This window comes from Aestuariirhabdus litorea (assembly GCF_003864255.1).
In the GTDB taxonomy this organism is placed as follows: Bacteria; Pseudomonadota; Gammaproteobacteria; order Pseudomonadales; family Aestuariirhabdaceae; genus Aestuariirhabdus; species Aestuariirhabdus litorea.
The window spans coordinates 1,334,774-1,352,666 of sequence record NZ_QWEZ01000002.1 but is presented as its reverse complement, the minus strand read 5'-3'; the positions used below and the strand labels follow the sequence as shown (position 1 = coordinate 1,352,666).

The 17,893-nt window shown below is 60.8% G+C and carries 16 protein-coding genes; 3 read left to right on the top strand and 13 right to left on the bottom strand.

The window, feature by feature from the left end:
* The first annotated feature begins 79 nt into the window (after positions 1–79).
* Positions 80–1,264 carry an NnrS family protein gene (locus D0544_RS16365; protein ID WP_125018052.1) on the top strand — a complete coding sequence of 395 codons (1,185 nt, stop codon included), beginning with the start codon at positions 80–82 and terminating at the stop codon, positions 1,262–1,264.
* A 24-nt stretch (positions 1,265–1,288) separates the two neighbouring features.
* Here D0544_RS16365 and D0544_RS16360 read toward each other — a convergent pair whose 3' ends face one another.
* The gene (locus D0544_RS16360; protein WP_125018050.1) at positions 1,289–1,684 is read right to left on the bottom strand and encodes a VOC family protein; all 396 of its coding nucleotides are present in this window, start codon (positions 1,682–1,684) and stop codon (positions 1,289–1,291) included.
* A 108-nt stretch (positions 1,685–1,792) separates the two neighbouring features.
* On the opposite strand from D0544_RS16360, the gene D0544_RS16355 reads away from it, so the two are divergent.
* The gene (locus tag D0544_RS16355) at positions 1,793–2,488 is read left to right on the top strand and encodes a spermidine synthase (protein ID WP_125018048.1); all 696 of its coding nucleotides are present in this window, start codon (positions 1,793–1,795) and stop codon (positions 2,486–2,488) included.
* Between the two features lie 32 nt (positions 2,489–2,520).
* On the opposite strand, the gene D0544_RS16350 is transcribed toward D0544_RS16355, so the two are convergent.
* The 4 genes from D0544_RS16350 to D0544_RS16335 all read right to left on the bottom strand — a co-directional run bounded on the left by D0544_RS16350 (position 2,521) and on the right by D0544_RS16335 (position 8,451).
* Complete coding sequence (locus D0544_RS16350) at positions 2,521–3,027, bottom strand: GNAT family N-acetyltransferase (RefSeq protein ID WP_125018046.1); 507 nt, start codon at positions 3,025–3,027, stop codon at positions 2,521–2,523.
* 133 nt (positions 3,028–3,160) lie between these two features.
* On the bottom strand, positions 3,161–4,984 hold the full coding sequence (locus D0544_RS16345) for an ATP-dependent nuclease (protein WP_125018044.1): 1,824 nt from the start codon (positions 4,982–4,984) through the stop codon (positions 3,161–3,163).
* Between the two features lie 838 nt (positions 4,985–5,822).
* Positions 5,823–6,923, bottom strand: coding sequence for a hypothetical protein (locus tag D0544_RS16340; protein WP_125018042.1), 1,101 nt, complete (start codon positions 6,921–6,923; stop codon positions 5,823–5,825).
* 703 nt (positions 6,924–7,626) lie between these two features.
* The gene (locus D0544_RS16335; RefSeq protein WP_125018040.1) at positions 7,627–8,451 is read right to left on the bottom strand and encodes a DODA-type extradiol aromatic ring-opening family dioxygenase; all 825 of its coding nucleotides are present in this window, start codon (positions 8,449–8,451) and stop codon (positions 7,627–7,629) included.
* Positions 8,452–8,569: 118 nt separating this feature from the next.
* Here D0544_RS16335 and D0544_RS16330 point away from each other — a divergent pair, with 118 nt between their 5' ends.
* Entirely contained in the window at positions 8,570–9,796 is a 1,227-nt protein-coding gene (locus D0544_RS16330; RefSeq protein WP_243647354.1) for a TIGR03862 family flavoprotein, read from the top strand.
* Between the two features lie 21 nt (positions 9,797–9,817).
* Here the strand turns inward: D0544_RS16330 and D0544_RS16325 are convergent, their stop codons facing one another.
* The 8 genes from D0544_RS16325 to trpC all read right to left on the bottom strand — a co-directional run bounded on the left by D0544_RS16325 (position 9,818) and on the right by trpC (position 17,893).
* Entirely contained in the window at positions 9,818–10,360 is a 543-nt protein-coding gene (locus D0544_RS16325) for a hypothetical protein (RefSeq protein ID WP_125018036.1), read from the bottom strand.
* 64 nt (positions 10,361–10,424) lie between these two features.
* Positions 10,425–11,444 carry a sodium:calcium antiporter gene (locus tag D0544_RS16320; RefSeq protein WP_125018034.1) on the bottom strand — a complete coding sequence of 340 codons (1,020 nt, stop codon included), beginning with the start codon at positions 11,442–11,444 and terminating at the stop codon, positions 10,425–10,427.
* Between the two features lie 123 nt (positions 11,445–11,567).
* Positions 11,568–12,782, bottom strand: a complete 1,215-nt coding sequence (locus D0544_RS16315) for a tetratricopeptide repeat protein (protein WP_125018032.1) — start codon at positions 12,780–12,782, stop codon at positions 11,568–11,570.
* A 173-nt stretch (positions 12,783–12,955) separates the two neighbouring features.
* Positions 12,956–13,753, bottom strand: coding sequence for an alpha/beta fold hydrolase (locus tag D0544_RS16310; RefSeq protein WP_125018030.1), 798 nt, complete (start codon positions 13,751–13,753; stop codon positions 12,956–12,958).
* A 28-nt stretch (positions 13,754–13,781) separates the two neighbouring features.
* Positions 13,782–14,120: a DUF6172 family protein gene (locus tag D0544_RS16305; RefSeq protein WP_125018028.1), complete on the bottom strand. Its 339-nt coding sequence runs from the start codon at positions 14,118–14,120 to the stop codon at positions 13,782–13,784.
* 139 nt (positions 14,121–14,259) lie between these two features.
* Positions 14,260–15,588 carry a DUF2254 domain-containing protein gene (locus D0544_RS16300; RefSeq protein WP_125018026.1) on the bottom strand — a complete coding sequence of 443 codons (1,329 nt, stop codon included), beginning with the start codon at positions 15,586–15,588 and terminating at the stop codon, positions 14,260–14,262.
* 128 nt (positions 15,589–15,716) lie between these two features.
* A complete protein-coding gene (locus tag D0544_RS16295; protein WP_125018024.1) occupies positions 15,717–16,883 on the bottom strand; it encodes a trans-sulfuration enzyme family protein in 1,167 nt (388 codons plus the stop codon).
* 197 nt (positions 16,884–17,080) lie between these two features.
* Positions 17,081–17,893, bottom strand: a complete 813-nt coding sequence (gene trpC / locus D0544_RS16290; protein WP_125018022.1) for an indole-3-glycerol phosphate synthase TrpC — start codon at positions 17,891–17,893, stop codon at positions 17,081–17,083.

The following is a 17,893-nucleotide window of genomic DNA, read 5'->3' as shown; positions in this document are numbered from 1 at the left end:
ACTTGATCACCATCAAGGGCGCGGCCGCGGGGATGTTTTATAGTGCGCTTCAGTTAATACCTGACTTGAGAACTTGGTTATGACCCTGCACAACATCCAATCCCCCCAACCCGCTTCCGGCTTCGCCCTCTTCGAGCTGGGCTTTCGTCCCTTCTTCCTGCTCGCCGGCTGGCTGGGAGTCGTATTGGTCGCTATCTGGGGGGCGGTCTACGCCAACCTGCTCAGCCTCAATACCTATTACGGCCTGATCGGCTGGCACAGCCACGAGATGCTGTTTGGCTACACCCCGGCGGTGATCGGCGGCTTTCTGCTGACGGCGGTGCGCAACTGGACCGGTGTCTCCACCATCCGCGGCCCCCTGCTGGCGGGGCTGGCGCTGGTCTGGCTGGCGGCACGGATCTTACCGCTGGTACCGGCCGCCCCCCACTGGCTGATCGCGGCGGTTGACCTCGCCTTCCTCCCCTGCCTCATCATTGCCCTGGTCCCGCCACTGATGCAGGGCAAGGCGAAGAACTGGATGTTTGTGGTGATCCTGGCGGTGATGGCCTCAGCCAACGCCCTGGTCCATGCCGAGCGGCTGGGGATCAGCGGCCTCCCCAATGGAGCCTACCTGATGAGCCACCTGATCATGCTGATCATCGTCATCATGGGCGGACGGGTGATCCCCTTCTTCACCGAGGCCGGGGTGCGTCCGGTGCAGATTCAGCTGCAGCGCCGTGAATGGGTCGACCGCCTCTCCATCGCCCTGGTGATCGCACTGGCCATCGCCCAGACCCTGGCCCCCTACTCCCCCCTCACCCCTCTGCTGGCAGGGCTCGCCGCCCTCGCCCACGGCGTGCGTCTGATCGGTTGGTACCACCCCCTGATCTGGCAATACCCCCTGCTGTGGATCCTCCACCTCTCCTATCTCTGGCTGGTACTGGGACTGGCTCTGATCCCCCTGGCCTCGCTGGGGTTGGTCTCCCCCTTCGTGGCCCTGCATGCCTTCACCACCGGCGCAATCGGAGGCATCACCCTGGGGATGATGGCGCGGGTGGCGCTGGGCCACAGCGGCCGTCCACTGGTGACCAGCCGCTGGATCACCCTCGCCTTCGTGGCCATCCAGCTCTGTGCGCTGGTGCGGGTGTTTGGCCCCCTGGTGTGGCCGGGCTCCCCGCCGTTGATCAGCCTTTCTGCCCTGCTATGGGTGATCGCCTTTGGCCTGTTCAGCCTGATCTACACACCGATCCTGATTCGCCCCCGCATCGACGGTCGCCCCGGCTAGCGCCACCGCGACCGCAGCCAGCCCCTAGGGCTCCCCCAGCAGCTGGCGACGAAAGCCCGCCTCATCGCGAATGCCCACCCGGTTGCCGTCGGGATCAAGGATGTCGATGGTGCGTCCCCAGGGGTGGTCATTGATCTCGGCCTCGATGCCATACTCACGGACCCGCCGCAGCGCCGACTCCATATCGGCCACATTAAAGCGCAACTTGGTGGGATTTTCGGCGATCGACTTGCCCTGCGGGCGCGCCACCCCTTCGGTTTCAATCATCAGGTAGCTGTCCCCCAGGCGCAGGCAGCAGAGGCGGAAATCCTCCTCCAGAATCTCGAACATCAGCGGCAGCTCAAACAGCTGTCGGTAAAAATCGACGCACTCGCTGAAGTGCTCGGTATTGAGAATAATGCCGCTTCGCTCGACCTGCATGGCCACTCCTTGATGTCCGGCGCCCCTCACCGGGGATCGATGGAGACAGGGTAGCAGATCCGCAATTGTGGTACAGTGCGCGCCCACTCACCCCCACGAGCCACCTCGATGACCCCCTGGATTCACCTCGATACCGCCACCATCCCCAACGGCGGCGGCGAACTTAAACTGTCCCGCCGCGGCGATGAGTTTTCCATCCGCCTTTCGGGCGTACGGGGAGAGCTGATGAACAGCCGTGTGCACGGTTCGGAGGAGTCCCTGTCGGAACTGGGATGCGCCCATCTCGGCGGACAGCAAAACCCCCGGGTGCTGGTCGGAGGGCTGGGCATGGGATTCACCCTGGCCGCTGCGCTGAAAGCCGTCCCCCCCTCGGCCGAAGTGATCGTCGCCGAGCTGATCCCCGAAGTGGAGCAGTGGAACCGCGGCCCCCTCGGGGAGTGCGCCGGGCGCCCCCTCGACGACCCCCGGGCCCGGGTCGCGATAGGCGATGTGGCCAACCACTTCAAGGCGCGCCGCGAGCAGTTCGACGCCATCCTGCTGGATGTCGACAACGGCCCCGAAGGGCTCACCCACAGCGACAACAGCGGTCTCTACAGCCAGCAGGGGCTGGCCGAGATCTTCGACAGCCTGCACCCCGAAGGGATGCTGGCGGTCTGGTCCGCCGGCGCCGACTCGCTGTTTACCATTCGCCTGAAAAAGGCGGGCTTCAAGGTCAGCATCCGCACCGTACGCGCCCGCCCCGGCAAGGGCAGCCGCCACACCATCTTCCTGGCGCAAAAACCCTGGCGCTCCGCTTCCCGCTAACGCGCTATCCGACTCGGGCTCAGCCCGCCCGATCAGCCAGACGCCTCAAAGGCGGGGTGATAGCTCACCACGCCCCGGGGCAACGCATCACCCAAGGGCAGTGCCTGGAAGTACTCAGCCGGCACGCCCGGCAACACAAGACCGGCCTCCGGCCTGAACCCGAAGCGGCCGTAATAGGCCGGATCGCCCAGCACTACACAGCCCGAAGCCCCCAGGGCTTGAAGCGCCCCCAGCGCCTCGCGCATCAACCGCGAACCCATACCGCTGCGCTGATGGTCGGGCAAGACAGAAATCGGGCCCAAACCAAACCACCCGGTTGAACCGTCCGACAGCGTGACCGGAGAAACCGCCACATGCCCCACAATGTGCCCGCGCTCCTCGGCAACCAGAGAAATCGTCAGCGCACCGGCCTCCCGCAGCGCCCGGACAATAAACTGCTCCCTGTGATCCGTGTGCGGCGCTTTGAGAAACGCCTCGATCGTAACGGTTTCTATCGCCTCTGCATCAGCTGGTTTTTCGGGTCGGATGGTTAGGGTCATTGTGTAATTTCGTGGGGGTTAAAGCCACAAACACCGACGTCGCGGAGCGACGTCCGCGTGCTTTGATTTGTTAGGAAGTATCAGCTGCTGCCTGCTATTTACCTCTGAGAATTTTTAAGACAATTCAAACACCTTATTCTGGTGCCTGCTCATTTGGAAAAAGGTAATTCACTATCTCCTGAACCAAATGCTCCAAAAACGCGAACCGCTCACGAAATTCGTCGTCAGGCCTGCCTGAAAAATACCGTGACATTGGAGATTTCCCAGCTTGATTAAATTGTTTCTTTACGAAGATAGCCCAGTCATTAGGTAAGTTTTCATCGAGAGTTGTATTACCAGAAACTATGCGAGTCATCAGTTCATCAGGGACAACGTTGAGCAGCTTGGCATCTTCCAAATAGCCTCGGCCCTCTGCCCACCTCCAAGCATCTAGATCATAAATTGACTCGAGAACTACAGAGACCCTAAACCCCGCCTTAAGGGCTGGAATTAGCTGCGGAGGTGTGGGTAATTTGAAGCATTTAGCTGATTCAACATTGTTTGGAGTAGAATTCCAACGAGTTACCGCTTTCCTTGCGTCTTGATCCTGATCTAACAGGCCTGCAGCACGAGGCTGACCTTCATGATGTTTAGCACGGCTCCTCCATGACAGTAGCATGTCGATTACGTAATTGAAGCCTGCTGAGTTCTGAGTCTCTACATCAATTTCACCGGCTCGCTCAGGAGAAAAAACCCGCAATGCCTTCTCAAGAATCGACTTGTCAGACGGCCCTTCTACAAAGATTTTTCTGCGATTCGCCCGTGCCATTGCCTCCACAGCTGCACGTGCTTCCTCCTGGCGACGGACTTTGTCTTCAATAGCTGCCGTCATGGGAGCGATAAGTGCAGTCATGCCCATTCGCTCATCAAGGTCCGTCAGCACTTCTGCCTGTTTTGTTCCATCCTCATCAGACCTGTAAACATGGTGGCAGGACACGTTTTTAACAATGCATTCATCCTTTCTATGAAGGTTGTAAAAAACGGGAGAATGAGTTGTTAACAGAACTTGAGTTATACCATTTCCAGAGAACTCCAGAAATTGATCAGCGAGCTCGACTGAACTTGAAATTTCCAAGCTATTTTCCGGCTCTTCATACCCCCAAATGAAGTTATATGGCTGGGCTCCACGTCCCTGAAGCCCCCGCTTCTTATCGGCCATAAACTTCAAGATCAAAGGAATATGACGAGCTTTTACACCATCGCCTCGCAAATCAAGAGAAATGTTTTGCTCATCGCTAAGGAAATCCAAGCTCTCAAAAATATGACTAAGGTTCTTTGGAAGAGCCAACCTAGATTGAAAGCCTAACGACTCACTTATTTGATCTGTCAGGTCTTTCAGCTGGTTTGCAATGGATTGTTCAAAATCCCCGCTGGAATTTCTAAACTCTCGATCTGCCACATCGGCAATCACATCGTAGATGCTAGCGCGAAGCTCTGAGAAATACTCTAAGTCCTTGATTGCAGGAACGTACACAAACTTTATATTTCTTAAGAGCGCGTGTAAATTTGAGCGATCTGGTATCTCCACTTCTTGCCAATTGACTCCACCCCTTGGGCCTTGTGCTCGGCGTCTACCGGCATACTTATCATGTACGAGTCCTTCTGAGCGCCACCGCTTTTCCCAAACAACCTCATCCCCGTTGACCCTCCGATAGTTTTCGGGGATGCAAAATTCAATTTTCACTGAAATTTCTTTAGCACGACGATTCGGTCTGTTGTAGACATTGTGATCCGACTCAAAGTCGATCAGATGGTCATGGGACGTTGTTCCGTTAAAGAACAAGTTCAGAGCTCTTAGGACGTTTGATTTTCCCGAATCATTTTTGCCGACCAGAACGGCCAAGTCGCCTGGAGAGATCGATATTTCTCGTATCGACCTAAAATTTTGGATACGAATTTTCTGAATCTTAAGACTCACGAGACTCTCCGACGGGTCGATTTATTTTGTGAACGCAACTCGATGCCTCTCGTTTCCAGTACTGCCTAACACCAAAGCACAGCGGCGGCCTTGGAGTGGCCACAAAGGAACCACGGAAAGGGCCTCCGGCGGCCACCGGCCGCGAACTGCTGCATCTTGTTATGTTTTGGATGCCTTGGGGCTGACCGGAGCCAACCCCAAGGACTTTAGTTGAGGCTTTGGCAAATTACAGCAATTGTAAAAAAGAACCCTGAAAGGGCTGTAATTACGCTTGCCACATTTACCTTAACCTCGATTGCGATATGCATTTTCATAGCAATACACCAGAATTTGCAATCTCGCAGGCCTGCGCGACTACATGAAACATGTGGCCGTGCTTTGGTGGTTACTGATTTACTGGTCGGAAGAGCTGGTTGCGAAATCCAGCATTCTCCAGACACAGGTCATTGGCCACCTAACGGAGCGCTTGCCAACGCTCCGGGGAGGGATTCAGGGCCAGAGTTCACTCTCGCAAAGTGAGTATTCTGCACCTGAGCCTCCCAAACTCGAGAAACTTAACATTTTTATAACGACCCGAGCACTTTTTCCCGGGTAGTGGATTGGTTCGAACTAGCGTACCCCTTTGGCTTATATGAGAAAAGCGCTCTTTTTCACAGAACTCGCCATGCGGCAGGGGGCTTGTCGGGACGCACTCCGACGGGTGCCTTAAGGGGGCGACCAGCGCCCCCTTAAGAATCCCCGCTGGGCCCCACCAGTCCGGCCTTCGGCTACGCGCGTCGCCAAGGTCCCAGTGAGCCAAAGGTGAACGGCTTGATTTTATTGTTATGCCAATTTGACATCAGTGTAGTGTAATTAAACGCAGATTCTTCTTTCCCGGCTGGTATTCCAGTGCCGCAAGAAGCTTGGTTGGGTACCCACCCCCCTTTCGGGGAACCTCCAGCATAAGGTTGAACTTCACCACGCCATGCTGTTGAAGATAAGCCATATTGTAGATGTAACTTGCATCGATCTTTTGGCGAACTAACTCAGCTAAATCAACACGACCTAAATCCGCAATACCCGCTTTTTCGAGTTTTCCGAGCTTTTCTGTCTTTAGGTAATCATGCTTTGCTTCTTCTAACTCAATGCTGAACCCTTGTAACGGAAGAATGACTTCCGAGACTGAATTCAAAGACATCTCCGTATCGATCTCGAACCCGGGAAAAACCGGCCGTTCAATTTTGTAACCAAGGAACAAACCTGAATATAAGCTTTGTAAACTTACAACTTGGTATCCGTAATCCTCAAATGGATAACCAATAAGGTTCTCGTTTTCCTCGTTTGGGCGATCATCTTCGTGTCCCATAATTACTGTGGTGCCATTCTTGAGGTAGGCATTCACCAGAATGTTAGATAGGTACGTTTTAGTGCGAGAGGAAAAGGTTCCCGGAATATATCCCACGTACGACGATTCGCCAGACAACGCTTCATGAAATTTGTTCAGAGCTGCATTAGATAGATTGTTGATGTATACGCAGTATAGAGATGTGCCATGAACGAAGGTGAACGAACGTGCTAATACGAGAGACTCCTCTAATAGCTCATAAATAAAACCCTGATCATCGCCGATAAGGTCGCCGCATAGCACACTGTTTGTTGAGTCCCTGTTAAAAAGAGGAAGGATTAATTTGGCCACTTCAAGTCCGTACAAACTTGAATAAATGGCCTCAGAGTCAAAAATGAATCCAGCTTCTTGCCGGTCAATGCTAGGAACAAGCCCAGACCTGAGCGCTGAATAGGGTACTCCCTTAGATTGGAGCACTTCTTGAACCTCAATGTGCATCCGCTGAATTTCATGATGCATTACTTCCGATGACAGACCGAAGTAATCACGCGTAGCCTCCAGCAGGACGTTTCCGCGCGCATTAAGTGTGAAAATCGGTTGGGCGTAGGGTTTCATAAGGAATAACATTTGTATAACGACCCGAGCACTTTTTCCCGGGTAGTGGATTGGTTAGAACCAGCGTACCCCTTTGACTTATATGAGGAAAGTGCTCTTTTTCACAGAACCCGGCATGGGTTAAGCAACACCGAACCTCTGTTTACCCCCCTGTGGGTCGGCCTTTAGGCCGACATTTTGCTGGCTCGTGCCATTGTCGGGCTAAAGCCCGACCTACAGTCAATCCCATGGGAGCACAAGACAAGTAGCCAATACATCGATGTGACGGCCGGCACCCATCTCTCCCCCTCTGAACCGACAAGTCGCCGCTGGCGGTGTCGAAAAGGCCCGAAGGGGGGCGGCATGGACGCCGCCCCGGGGCGTGGGGGCAGGATGCCCCCTCGGCCCGCCCGACACAGCCAGGGGTGACGCCGTGAAGCCGAAGGCCGGTGAAGTGGGGTCGGGGGGATTCTTAAGGGGGCGGCGATCCGCCCCCTTAAGGCACCCGTCGGGGTGCGTCCCGACAAGATGCCTGCCGCCAGGCATAACCCCTCGCGCCGAAGGCGCCCCCACATAAACGGTGCTTCGGGCAAAGCATTCAATTAACCACAACCCATAACGCCAAAAGCGCCCTACCGAGTTGGGATTTCCCAGCAGGTTCTGCAATCAGGCAGAACCCGAACTGGCCAGCGGCACACCTACAGCCACAGGCACCCAGAAGCACCTACCACAAATACATACTCACCTTCTTATTCAACACCTCAAGCTCAAAACACTCACTAGCGGCTCGCCCCGCCACCCCATAACAGAGCTGCAATGGCAGCAGGTGCTCCTCCCGGGGATGACAGTACCGCGCCCCGGGGGCCTCGACCCACTGCTCCAGCCGCTCGGCCCGCTCCGCCTCCGACAACGCCGGGTCGGAGCAGGTCTCCCGCAGCCAGCGCTCAAAGTCGTGGTTCTGCGCCCGGTCGGCCTCCGAGGGCGAGGCAAAAAAGGCCCGCATATTGTGGAACGACATCCCCGACCCCACCACCAGCACATTGGGCGGGTCAATCGCCGCCAGCGCCCTGCCCAGCGCACGCCCCAGCTCGATGTGCCGGCGCGGGTCGAGGGAATCCAGCAGCGAGAGCTGCAGGCAGGGGATATCGGCCTCGGGATAGAGCAGGCTCAGGGGCACAAAAAACCCGTGATCAAAGCCCCGCTGCCGATCCAGCGCCACCTCGACACCGGCCTCGGCCAGTTGGGCCTGAAGCCGTGCGGCCCACTCCGGCGCGCCGGGCGCCGGGTACTGCAGACGATAGGCCTCGGGGGGAAAGCCGTAGTAATCGTAGAGGAGCGGGGGCGCCGCGCCGGCGGTGAGGGTGGCAACGGGCGTCTCCCAGTGGGCGCTGATCACCAGGATCAGCGAGGGGCGTTCGAGCCGCTCCCTGATTGACGCCAGGGTCGCCACCATCTCCCTATGGCCTTCGTCCCCCAACAGTGGCAGTGGCCCGCCGCCGTGAGCCAGATAGAGGACCCGGGGGATATTGCCTGATGATGGGTGTTCCATTGTGTTGCGCCTCTTCCTGATCCGGAGCAGGGCCGCTCGCCGCCAAACAGGGCGCCCGACGCTGTCTATCGGCGGTGCTTTTGTTTATGATCCCCCTTTTTTGGAGAGGGTATCAAGGGTGCAGCACGCGCGATCCGTGGTGGTGGTAGGGGCCGGCCCCGCGGGGTTGATGGCCGCCGAGGTGATCCGCGCCGCTGGCTACCGGGTGCAGGTGTTCGATGCCAAGCCCAGCGCCTGCCGCAAGTTCCTGCTGGCCGGGATCGGCGGCATGAACATCACCCATTCCGAGCCCTACCCCCAGTTTATCCAACGCTACTACGAAAAGGCCGACTGGCTCGACCGGGCCCTGCGCCGCTTTGACGCCGATGCCCTGCGTGGCTGGGTGCACGAGCTCGGGATCGAGACCTTTGTCGGCAGTTCGGGGCGCGTCTTTCCGCGGGATATGAAAGCCGCTCCGCTGCTGCGCAGCTGGTTGAGGCGGCTGCGGGAAGCGGGGGTCGAGTTCCATATGAAGCACCGCCTGCTGGATCTCGACCAGCACCAGCTGGAGTTTGAGCACGAGGGGAAACGGCGGGTGGTGGAGGCCGACGCGGTGGTACTGGCCCTGGGGGGCGGCAGCTGGCCCAAACTGGGGTCCGATGGCGCCTGGCAGGCATTTTTGGCCCGCGCCGGGGTCGAGATCGAGCCCCTGCAAAGTGCCAACTGCGGTCTTCTCTGCAGCTGGAGCCCCCGCCTGAAAGAGCAACATGGGGGCAGCCCCCTCAAGAACATCGCCTTCCAGTTTACCCCCCAGGGCGGCCAGCCGGTCAGCCGGGAGGGGGAGTGCATCCTCAGCCACTACGGCATGGAGGGCAGCCTGATCTACGCCTTCTCCAAGCACCTGCGCGATGCCATCAACCGGGACGGCCGGGCAGAGCTGCTGATCGACCTGCTACCCAGCCAGAGTGAGGCGCAGCTCCTCACACGACTGCAACGTAAGAAACCCAAGGAATCCTTCGCCAAATACCTCAAACGCAGTGTTGGCCTGCAGGGTGTCAAGGCAGCGCTGCTTTACGAATGCGTCGAGCGAGAGCAGTTGCAGGACCCCCGCCATCTCGCCGCCGCCATCAAGGCACTGCCGGTCACCTTCGACGGGGTCTGCCCCATTGAGGAGGCGATCTCCAGCGCCGGTGGCGTGTGCGAAACCAGCCTCGACCCGCAGTTGATGCTCAACGCCCTGCCGGGTGTCTTCTGCGCCGGCGAGATGCTGGACTGGGAGGCCCCCACCGGCGGCTACCTGCTCACCGCCTGCTTCGCGACCGGGCGCCTGGCGGGGGAAGGGGTCTGCCAATTTCTGCAGCCCTAAGATTCAGGACCCGGGTACGCTCTATTGCGTCTTGATTTCGATGGACAGCTCCGCACCCTCAACGGCATCCACCGCATCGGGGTTTGAGCGGTCGATCAGCAGCTTACCGCCCAGGCTGGCGGGGCTTTTGTTCTCCTCTTTCTTGTTGCCAAACAGGTCCGGCAGGAGGTTTTCCGCGGCAGGGGTCTTGAGCTCCCCGGGAGCAGGGACCGCCTGCCTGGGCAGGCTGAGGTCGAGTATCACCCTGGGGTCCTTGCTCTCCTCAGACTGACGACTTATGGAAGGTCCGGACGCCTGGGTGGGTTCAGTCTCCCTACCGGGTTCAGCCTGCTGCGTGGGCTCGGCCTCCCTAATTGTTTCAGCCTCCTGCGTGGGTTCAGCCACCCCATTAGGCTCAGCCTCACTGCTGAGTTCAGCCTCTCTTTGGGGCTCTGCGGCCGCGCCCCCTTCAGTCCCCGCATCACAGGCCACCAACCCCAGCAGCAGGAGCAGCAGAACCCCCTGCCTGAAGCCGACATGGCCACCCATTGCACACCCCTTATCGCTCATCAATGACCCGCTCATCCCGAAAAAAACGACTCCATGGCAGATTCACTTGAGAGGCGCCACCGCCGCCAGCCGCCTCTCCCTAACCATTGGCCACCACAATGGTGAGGGCAACGGAGTACACCCCCAGAATCAGCGCGCTCTCAAAACCGATGCGGCCGATGCCGTAGGTCTCCCGCCGCACCATGCCCAACAGCAGGATGGCGGTCATCAGGATACTGATCAACCCCCAGGTCATCTGCACCGGCGCCATATCGTGGTAGATGGAACCCTCGGCGTAGCCCGCATCGGCGGCCGCCACCACCAGCATATTGAAACAGTTGGTGCCAAAGATATTACTGACGGCGAGGGTCAACGCCCCCAGCCGTACCGCCGCGATGGTGGTGACCAGTTCAGGGGTGGAGGTAGCCAGCGCGGTCAGCAGGCCACCGACCAGGCCATCGGACAGCCCACTCTGGTCGGCGATCCCCTTGGCCGCCTCCATCAACACCCAGCCGGCGAGGCCGGTCACCGTTGCCATCAGCACAAACTCGCCCCACACCCGGCTGGCACTTCCCTGATGGTGCTTTTCCGGCTGGTCGGGTACGGTTTCGCGGGTCACACGGGCAATCCACATCGGCCTTTCCTGGGTGCGATTAACCAGGTGCAGGCCGAAAATGTAGGCGCCCACGATCAGCGGCGTAATCGGGTGCACCCGCCACCAGCTAAGGGGGGGCGTGAGGATAGCCAGTAGCGGCAGGGTCAGCAATACAATCAACAAAGCCGCCAGCATCAGGTTCACCGGGGAGGCGGCCGCGTGCTCCAGGTTCGCTTTGCGGTAAAAAATGTCGGCGATACCCAGAAACAGCAGGTTGACCGCCATGCTCCCCATGACATTACTCATGGCAAGATCGGGGCGGGCATCCAGGGCCGCACTCAGGGTCGCGGCGAAATCCGGCAATGAGGTCACACCGGCCAGCAGCAAGACGCCGAATACCGCCTCTCCCAGCCCCGTTCGATCCGCCAGCTCATCGGCCATTTTGGCCAAACGGCTGCCGGCCACAACGATCGCCAACGCGGCGAGGCCGAAGGCAAACAGACTGGGAGTCAACGCTGAAAACACAGGAACCTCAACGGCGGCACAGACCTGATTATAGATGGCCAGACCCTATTGAGCCCTGCCGCAACCGCGGAATCACGATGAGGCACCCGCCGAGGGTCCGACGTTCTCACCGGGCAACGCCTGTCACGGGGCGGCGTTGGCCCGCTCCTGGCAAGCGGATTCGATCAGCTCCACCAGAATCCGTTCGACATTGCTGCCGCCGATGCCGATGCGATCACCCGGGCCAAGGGTTGCCAGGGTCCGGGCCGCCCCCTCGTATTCCCCCTCGGTAAAATCCCGAAGGGCGCTGACCAGGGCAAGGGCCCGCTCCCGGTTGGGCCCTTCGCCGCTGGCGGCAACCGCCTCCTCGCAGCGCTTGAGCCCCTCGCGGTCAGCGGCGCAGGCCATCAGCCCCGCGACATGGAGGGCGATAAAGGGGTGGCCCAGCATGCCCCAGACCCGTTCGATATGGGCCCGCACCGCGGCGTCCAGCGGACGGGGTTCGCCGCTTTGCAGGTAGTCCCGTAGCAGGAAACCGCCACAGTCAGCCAGGGTCAGCACCGGACCGCAGGTGGTGGTAGCGGGTGCACAGTAGGCGAGGTAGCGCTGCCAGGCCACCTCGCGTTGCCCCACCTGCCACTCGGACAGCGCCAGGTGCCACTGCACATGGCCATACATCTGCCCCTCACGGGCACCCTCCTCGTACTCACTGAGCCATCCATTCAACAGTGCGGCAGACTCCACCGGTGCCCCCTCATCGTGCAACAGGTGGGCCAGTGCATGGACTGAGAAGAGGGACTGGGGCCTGAGTTCGAGTGCGCGCTCCAGCAGCTCGCGCCCGCGCTGATGCTGCCCCGCTTCACTGGCAGCGAATCCCAGCCGCGCCAGCAGGGCCCAGTCGTCACCCAGCGCGGGGGCGACCGACTCGAACACCTCCAGCACCGTTTCCAGCTTACGGGGGCCGTCATAAAAAAACAGGTTTCCCGTCAGTTTGGAGATCACCAACAGGTCGGTGGGAGTGGTTTCAATGTAGGCCAGTGCCCGCTCGCGGTTCGCCCCGTGGTGATCGATAAGGCCGATCAGCAGCTCTGTATGCTCCCACTCCCAAGCGCTGGCGCCCTGTGCGGCCTGCACAGCCTGATCACGAAATCGCTGGCTATCGGCCTCACCACAATCCTGCGCCACCAGATAGCGCGCCACCGCCGCCAGGGCAAACTGCGGGTCCCGTTCAAGGGCCATATCCAGCAACTCGGCAGCCCCCGACTCCGAGCCCAGGATGCGATCCACCCCCTGCTGGTAGAGGAGCGCCGCTTCCGGCGTCTGGCAGCTGATGGGCTTGCCGGTTCGTGTCTCGTTCATATCACCCCCTGTCGACGGCTGAGTCGCCGGCACAGGTCGACCACCTGGTTACCGGGACGCTGAGCGGGCCCGTTCAGCCGCAAACAGGATGGACACGTTGGCGGGAGGCAGGCCTTATGGAACTCTAGCAGCTGGGGCGGGATTCGCTTTGCTGTTTGCTCCCTGCCACTCGCTCAGTCCCCGGAACGAGCCAACGGTTCACTCAGGATCGCCAGGCACTGTTCGGGGTGGCTGGTGACCAGGGCGTGGTTTGCTCCCGTTATCTGGTAGCGTTGGCTGCAGGGCAGTTCCCGCGCCAGATGGTCGATAATGGCGTGGGCCACCGGGTTGGAGTCACTGCCGCACACGAGGCGGGTGGGCAGGGTACAGCGGGACAGCGCGGCGCGGTCGTAATCGAGCCGGGTGCAGATCTGCCAGTGGCGCAGGTTGTTGTCCAGCAGCGGTACCATGGCGGCCTGCACCGACGCGGGCAAGCGCGCAAACAGCTCGCCGCCGCCCCAGAAATCGATTACCCGCCCGCAGGCGTCGGGCTCCTGGCGAGCCGCTGCCTCGAAGTAAGCGGCCAGGAACTGCTCTACCCGCGTTACCATCTCCTGATCCTGAAGCAGTTTCAGGACCCATACCGCTACCGGTTCGAACAGGGTCATCTCGGCGATCGGCAGCGAACCCTTGAGCGCCAGGGCCAGTGCCACCACGCCGCCGTAGGAGTGCCCCACCAGATGGATCGGACGGTCGGTCAGGCGGCTGACCACCGACTCGATCAACGCCAGCTCCGTCTCGATGGTAGGGGCGTCAAAATCCTCCGGCTCGGGGGCTCCGCCGTGGCCCGGCAGTTTGATAGCGATGCAGTGGTGACCGGGGCCCACCCCTTCGATGATCCGCCTCCAGGTGGAGGGGGTCGCGTAGGAGCCGTGCACGAACAGGATCGGCTCACCGGCGCCCTGCTCAATGTAGTGGTCAACGCGGGTCATGCGGGCTCCTTTGGGGCAAGCGGGGGAGTTACTCCTCGGCGTCGGGTGCAGACCCCTCCTGCAGGGGGGCGTCGGCTAAAGGCTCGCGCGGCTGGCGCTGGGCGGGGCGGGCCAGGATCTCCAGGTAGAAAGCCGTTAGCTGCTGCTGTTCCACCCCGTCGATCCGCTTGTTGATCTCGGCCACATGGATCGCCTCAGCCTCCGCTTCGGTAGCCCCGATGCGACAATCGAAGGCCCAGTAATCAGCGCCCGCCGGTAACGCCTTGTTGCGCTCGCGCTTGAGGTATTTTTTCACCTCGTGTTTCACCGCCTCAATAAGGCGCGGGTATTTGATGGTGCTATGGGTCAGGGAGAAGGTTTTTTTCATGGGGGACCTGAATACGAAGAGGGGAGCGGGGCCTGATGCCCCCAAAGGGGCGCCAGTGTACTGGGTTTATCCTCCGCTGGCGACCAGCAGGCTGGCCTATTTTCCAGCCCGAGGGCGCCGCCCTTATGGTCAGGGTTCATCAGGCGCTGGCGATGTTGGGGCACTGCGCTTCCAGGGTCTCCCAGCGCTGCTGCAGCTGTTCGCTGACCTGGGCGTCAAAGCCCCCCTCCCGGGCGCGGTGTGCGATCATCTGCCCCTGCTCCATCAGCACCGCGCGATCTTGCGGACGGCGGGTAAACCCGATGATCTGTGCAAGGGTGTCGAGCAGGTGAAGGTTAACGGCCGCACTGCCACCGCTGTGCTGACGAATCGGGGCGAAGGCGGCGCTGGCAATAGCCACAAAGTTGTCGGCGGGTGCGATCAATCGCAGCCGTTGCTGGTCGTCGTAGCGGTAGGGAGAGGGCAGTTCCCCGGCCGCCAGACGGGAAAGCGCTGCCCCCAGGTGATCGATACAGGTCATTGCCGTAAAGGGGTCATTGAGGCTGGGGGAGAGTGCCCGCAGTGCCACCTCCACCAACTGTTCCACACCGTGCTCAATGTCCTGGGCGCGGGTTCGTTGCCGTCCCTGCACGAAGCAACCCTGCAGCGGCTCGACCAGCGCCCGGGTCAGCCGGTTCGGTGGCCAGACCCGCAACAGTGGGGTGCCGGCGATCACATAGCGTCCCGGTTGAACCTCCAGCCGGAACACCAGATCTTCCTGCCGGGCCAGGGCAATCAACGCGGCTACATCCACAAACTGCAGATAACCATCGGCCTGCGCATAAAAGGGGGCAGACTCCCGCCCCATGCTCTCCAGCAGCTCAGCATCGGGCTCTGGCCCCTCTCCCCCCTCCCCTGCGGGGAACAGCTGGTCGGCACTCTCAATCAGCTCCCTGCCGATGCGGCCAGCGACCTCATTCGCCTGGATGGAAACCGACACATGGTGGATGAAATAGATAAACACCCCGACGCTGGCCACCGCCAGCAGCACGCCGACCATCACCGACAGATGGGGGACAAAGGCCAACTCCTCCGAACGGCGAACCGCCCGCAGCACCACCAGGCAGTAGAGAAACGTCGAGATAAAGGTGCCCAGCACCAGCTGGGTGGGTGTGTCACTCATAAAGTTGCGCAACAGGCGTGGCCCCAGTTGGGAGGAGGCCAGGGAGAGGGCCACCAGGGTCATGGAGAAGACCACGCCGGCCATGGTGATCATGGAGCTGGCCACCACCTGCAGTACAGCGCTGACCCCTTCCGCCTCGGCGCTGAATCGCCACTGCAGGTGGTCCGCCATCCAGCTGGTCACCGGCTCCTCAAGCGCCAGCGTCACCCAGGCAAAACCGATGCTCAGTGACGACATCAGCAGCGGAATAAACCAAAAGCTGGTGTTCAGGCGATCCGCCAACCTAAACAGTTCACCCCTAACCATCGCCTCCCCCCTACAGTTGCCGCCTCTCAACCCTCAGCGCGCCCCTCGGGGCGCGACTGCCCGGACAGCAAGTATAGACTGCGCTCCCCCCCCGAGCTCCTGGCGGGCGGAGGAGCGAGGTGGACAACCTAGTCCAGAGTCCGCGCCAGCGCCTGCTCCACGTCGGCGATCAGGTCCTCGACATCCTCGATTCCCACCGAGAAGCGGATCAGGTCGCCGCTGATACCGAGCTGCTCGCGCAGCGCCGGTGGCACCGAAGCGTGGGTCATGGTTTCGGGGTGGTTGACCAACGACTCGACCCCCCCCAGGCTCTCCGCCAGAGCAAACAGCTCGAGGGACTGCATAAAGCGGCTGGCCACCTCGAACCCGCCCTTGATGCGCACCGAGATCATGCCGGAAAACCCGCTCATCTGTTGCGCCGCCAGGGCATGCTGGGGATGGGATTCAAGCCCCGGGTAGATCACCTGCTCGAAGGCCTCCATCGACTCCAGCGCCCGGGCCAGCGCCAGCGCATTGTGCTGGTGCCGCTCCATGCGCAGTGCCAGGGTCTTGATACTGCGCAGCAGGAAGAAGCAGTCCATGGGAGCGTTCACCGCACCGCCGGCAAACTGCACAAAGCGCAGCTGTTCGTGGAGCGCGTCGTCGTTGAGCATCAGGCAGCCCCCCACCACATCGCTGTGGCCGCCGATGTACTTGGTGACACTGTGCATCACTATATCGGCCCCCAGCGCCAGCGGAGACTGGAAGGCGGGGGAGGCGAAGGTGTTATCCACCACCAGCGGAATGCCCCGCGGGCGGGTAAGGCGCGCCAGCTGGGCGATATCGATGATCTTCAACAGCGGGTTGGTGGGCGACTCCACCCACAGCAGGCGGGTGTTCGCCTTCAGGTAGCCGGCAATCACCGACTCCGGCTGGGTCATATCGACAAAGTCGAACTCGATACCGTACTTGGCAAACAGCCGGCGGAAGAGGCGGCCGGAGCCACCGTACACATCATCACACACCAACACATGGCTGCCTGGCTCGAGGATCTGCACTACTGCCTGCACCGCCGCCAGCCCCGAGGCGTAGCTGATGCCGTGACGGGCCCCTTCCAGCGCTGCCAGGGATTGCTCCAGCGCGGTGCGGGTAGGGTTGCCGGCGCGGGCGTAGTCGTAGGTTTTGGCCTGCCCCGGCGCGTCCTGCACATAGGTGGAGGTCTGGAAAATGGGGGTCATGATCGCCTGGTGGGTGGCATCGGGGGCAACCCCGGCATGGACGCAGGTGGTTGAAAAGCCGGCTTTTTTCTCGCTCATAGGGTGGTTTCCCTTGTTGTTTTGCCGATCATAGCAAGGACAGGCCGAGGTTGCTGGTCCTTATTTTCAAGTCGCCTTTAATGGCATTCATATGGGGACGACGCAAGCCGCCCGGCCTGACCGGGCGGCTCAAACGAAGATGCGGTGATTGCTGGGGGCGAGCGACGAGCCGACGCCCGCCACGGGCACAGAGAGGGTCAGGCGGCGGGGAAAAACAGCTGCGCCAGGCGCGCACCGGGGTCGTCAGCCCGCATAAAGGCCTCCCCCACCAGGAATCCGTAGACCTCCCGCTCGATCATGGCGGTGACATCTTCACGGCAGTGAATGCCGCTTTCAGTGACCACAATACGGTCGTCACCGATGGCATCCAGCAGGCGATAGGTGTTGTCGAGGCTGACCTCAAAGCTGTGCAGGTCACGGTTGTTGATACCGATCAGGCGGTTACCCAGCGGCAGGGCACGCTTCAGCTCCGCCTCGTTGTGCACCTCAATCAGCACGTCCAGCCCCAGCCCCAGGGCGGTCTCGTTGAGGGACGCCATGGTGGCATCGTCGAGGGCGGCGGCGATCAGCAGGATGCAGTCGGCCCCGAGGGCCCGCGCCTCCACCACCTGGTAGGGGTCGATCATGAAGTCCTTACGGATCACCGGCAGCGAGCAGGCGGCACGCGCCTGCTGCAGGTAGCCATCGGCACCCTGGAAGAAATCGATATCGGTCAGCACCGAGAGGCAGGCGGCGCCGCCACGCTCGTAGCTGACGGCGATCTCGGCGGGATGGAAATCGGCGCGGATCACCCCCTTGCTGGGGGAGGCCTTCTTGATCTCGGCGATCACCGCCGCCTCGCGCTGCTCGACCCGACGCGCCAGGGCGGCGGCAAAGCCACGCACCGGGTCTGCCTGTTGGGCCTGCTCCGCAAGCTGCTCGATCGGGCGCAGGGCTCGCCGCTCGGCGACCTCCTCGGCCTTGCGGGCGAGGATGTTGCGCAAAATGGTGGGGGTATCGCTACGGCTCAT

Bases quoted from the DNA above. Each gene is read 5' to 3' on its own strand.
- D0544_RS16325 (WP_125018036.1), bottom strand. From the start codon at position 10,360: ATGAGCGGGTCATTGATGAGCGATAAGGGGTGTGCAATGGGTGGCCAT.
- D0544_RS16295 (WP_125018024.1), bottom strand. From the start codon at position 16,883: ATGAGCGAGAAAAAAGCCGGCTTTTCAACCACCTGCGTCCATGCCGGG.
- trpC (WP_125018022.1), bottom strand. From the start codon at position 17,893: ATGAGCCGTAGCGATACCCCCACCATTTTGCGCAACATCCTCGCCCGC.
- D0544_RS16360 (WP_125018050.1), bottom strand. From the start codon at position 1,684: ATGCAGGTCGAGCGAAGCGGCATTATTCTCAATACCGAGCACTTCAGC.
- D0544_RS16335 (WP_125018040.1), bottom strand. From the start codon at position 8,451: ATGGAACACCCATCATCAGGCAATATCCCCCGGGTCCTCTATCTGGCT.
- D0544_RS16310 (WP_125018030.1), bottom strand. From the start codon at position 13,753: ATGACCCGCGTTGACCACTACATTGAGCAGGGCGCCGGTGAGCCGATC.
- D0544_RS16300 (WP_125018026.1), bottom strand. From the start codon at position 15,588: ATGGTTAGGGGTGAACTGTTTAGGTTGGCGGATCGCCTGAACACCAGC.
- D0544_RS16355 (WP_125018048.1), top strand. From the start codon at position 1,793: ATGACCCCCTGGATTCACCTCGATACCGCCACCATCCCCAACGGCGGC.
- D0544_RS16350 (WP_125018046.1), bottom strand. From the start codon at position 3,027: ATGACCCTAACCATCCGACCCGAAAAACCAGCTGATGCAGAGGCGATA.
- D0544_RS16365 (WP_125018052.1), top strand. From the start codon at position 80: ATGACCCTGCACAACATCCAATCCCCCCAACCCGCTTCCGGCTTCGCC.
- D0544_RS16315 (WP_125018032.1), bottom strand. From the start codon at position 12,782: ATGAACGAGACACGAACCGGCAAGCCCATCAGCTGCCAGACGCCGGAA.
- D0544_RS16305 (WP_125018028.1), bottom strand. From the start codon at position 14,120: ATGAAAAAAACCTTCTCCCTGACCCATAGCACCATCAAATACCCGCGC.
- D0544_RS16340 (WP_125018042.1), bottom strand. From the start codon at position 6,923: ATGAAACCCTACGCCCAACCGATTTTCACACTTAATGCGCGCGGAAAC.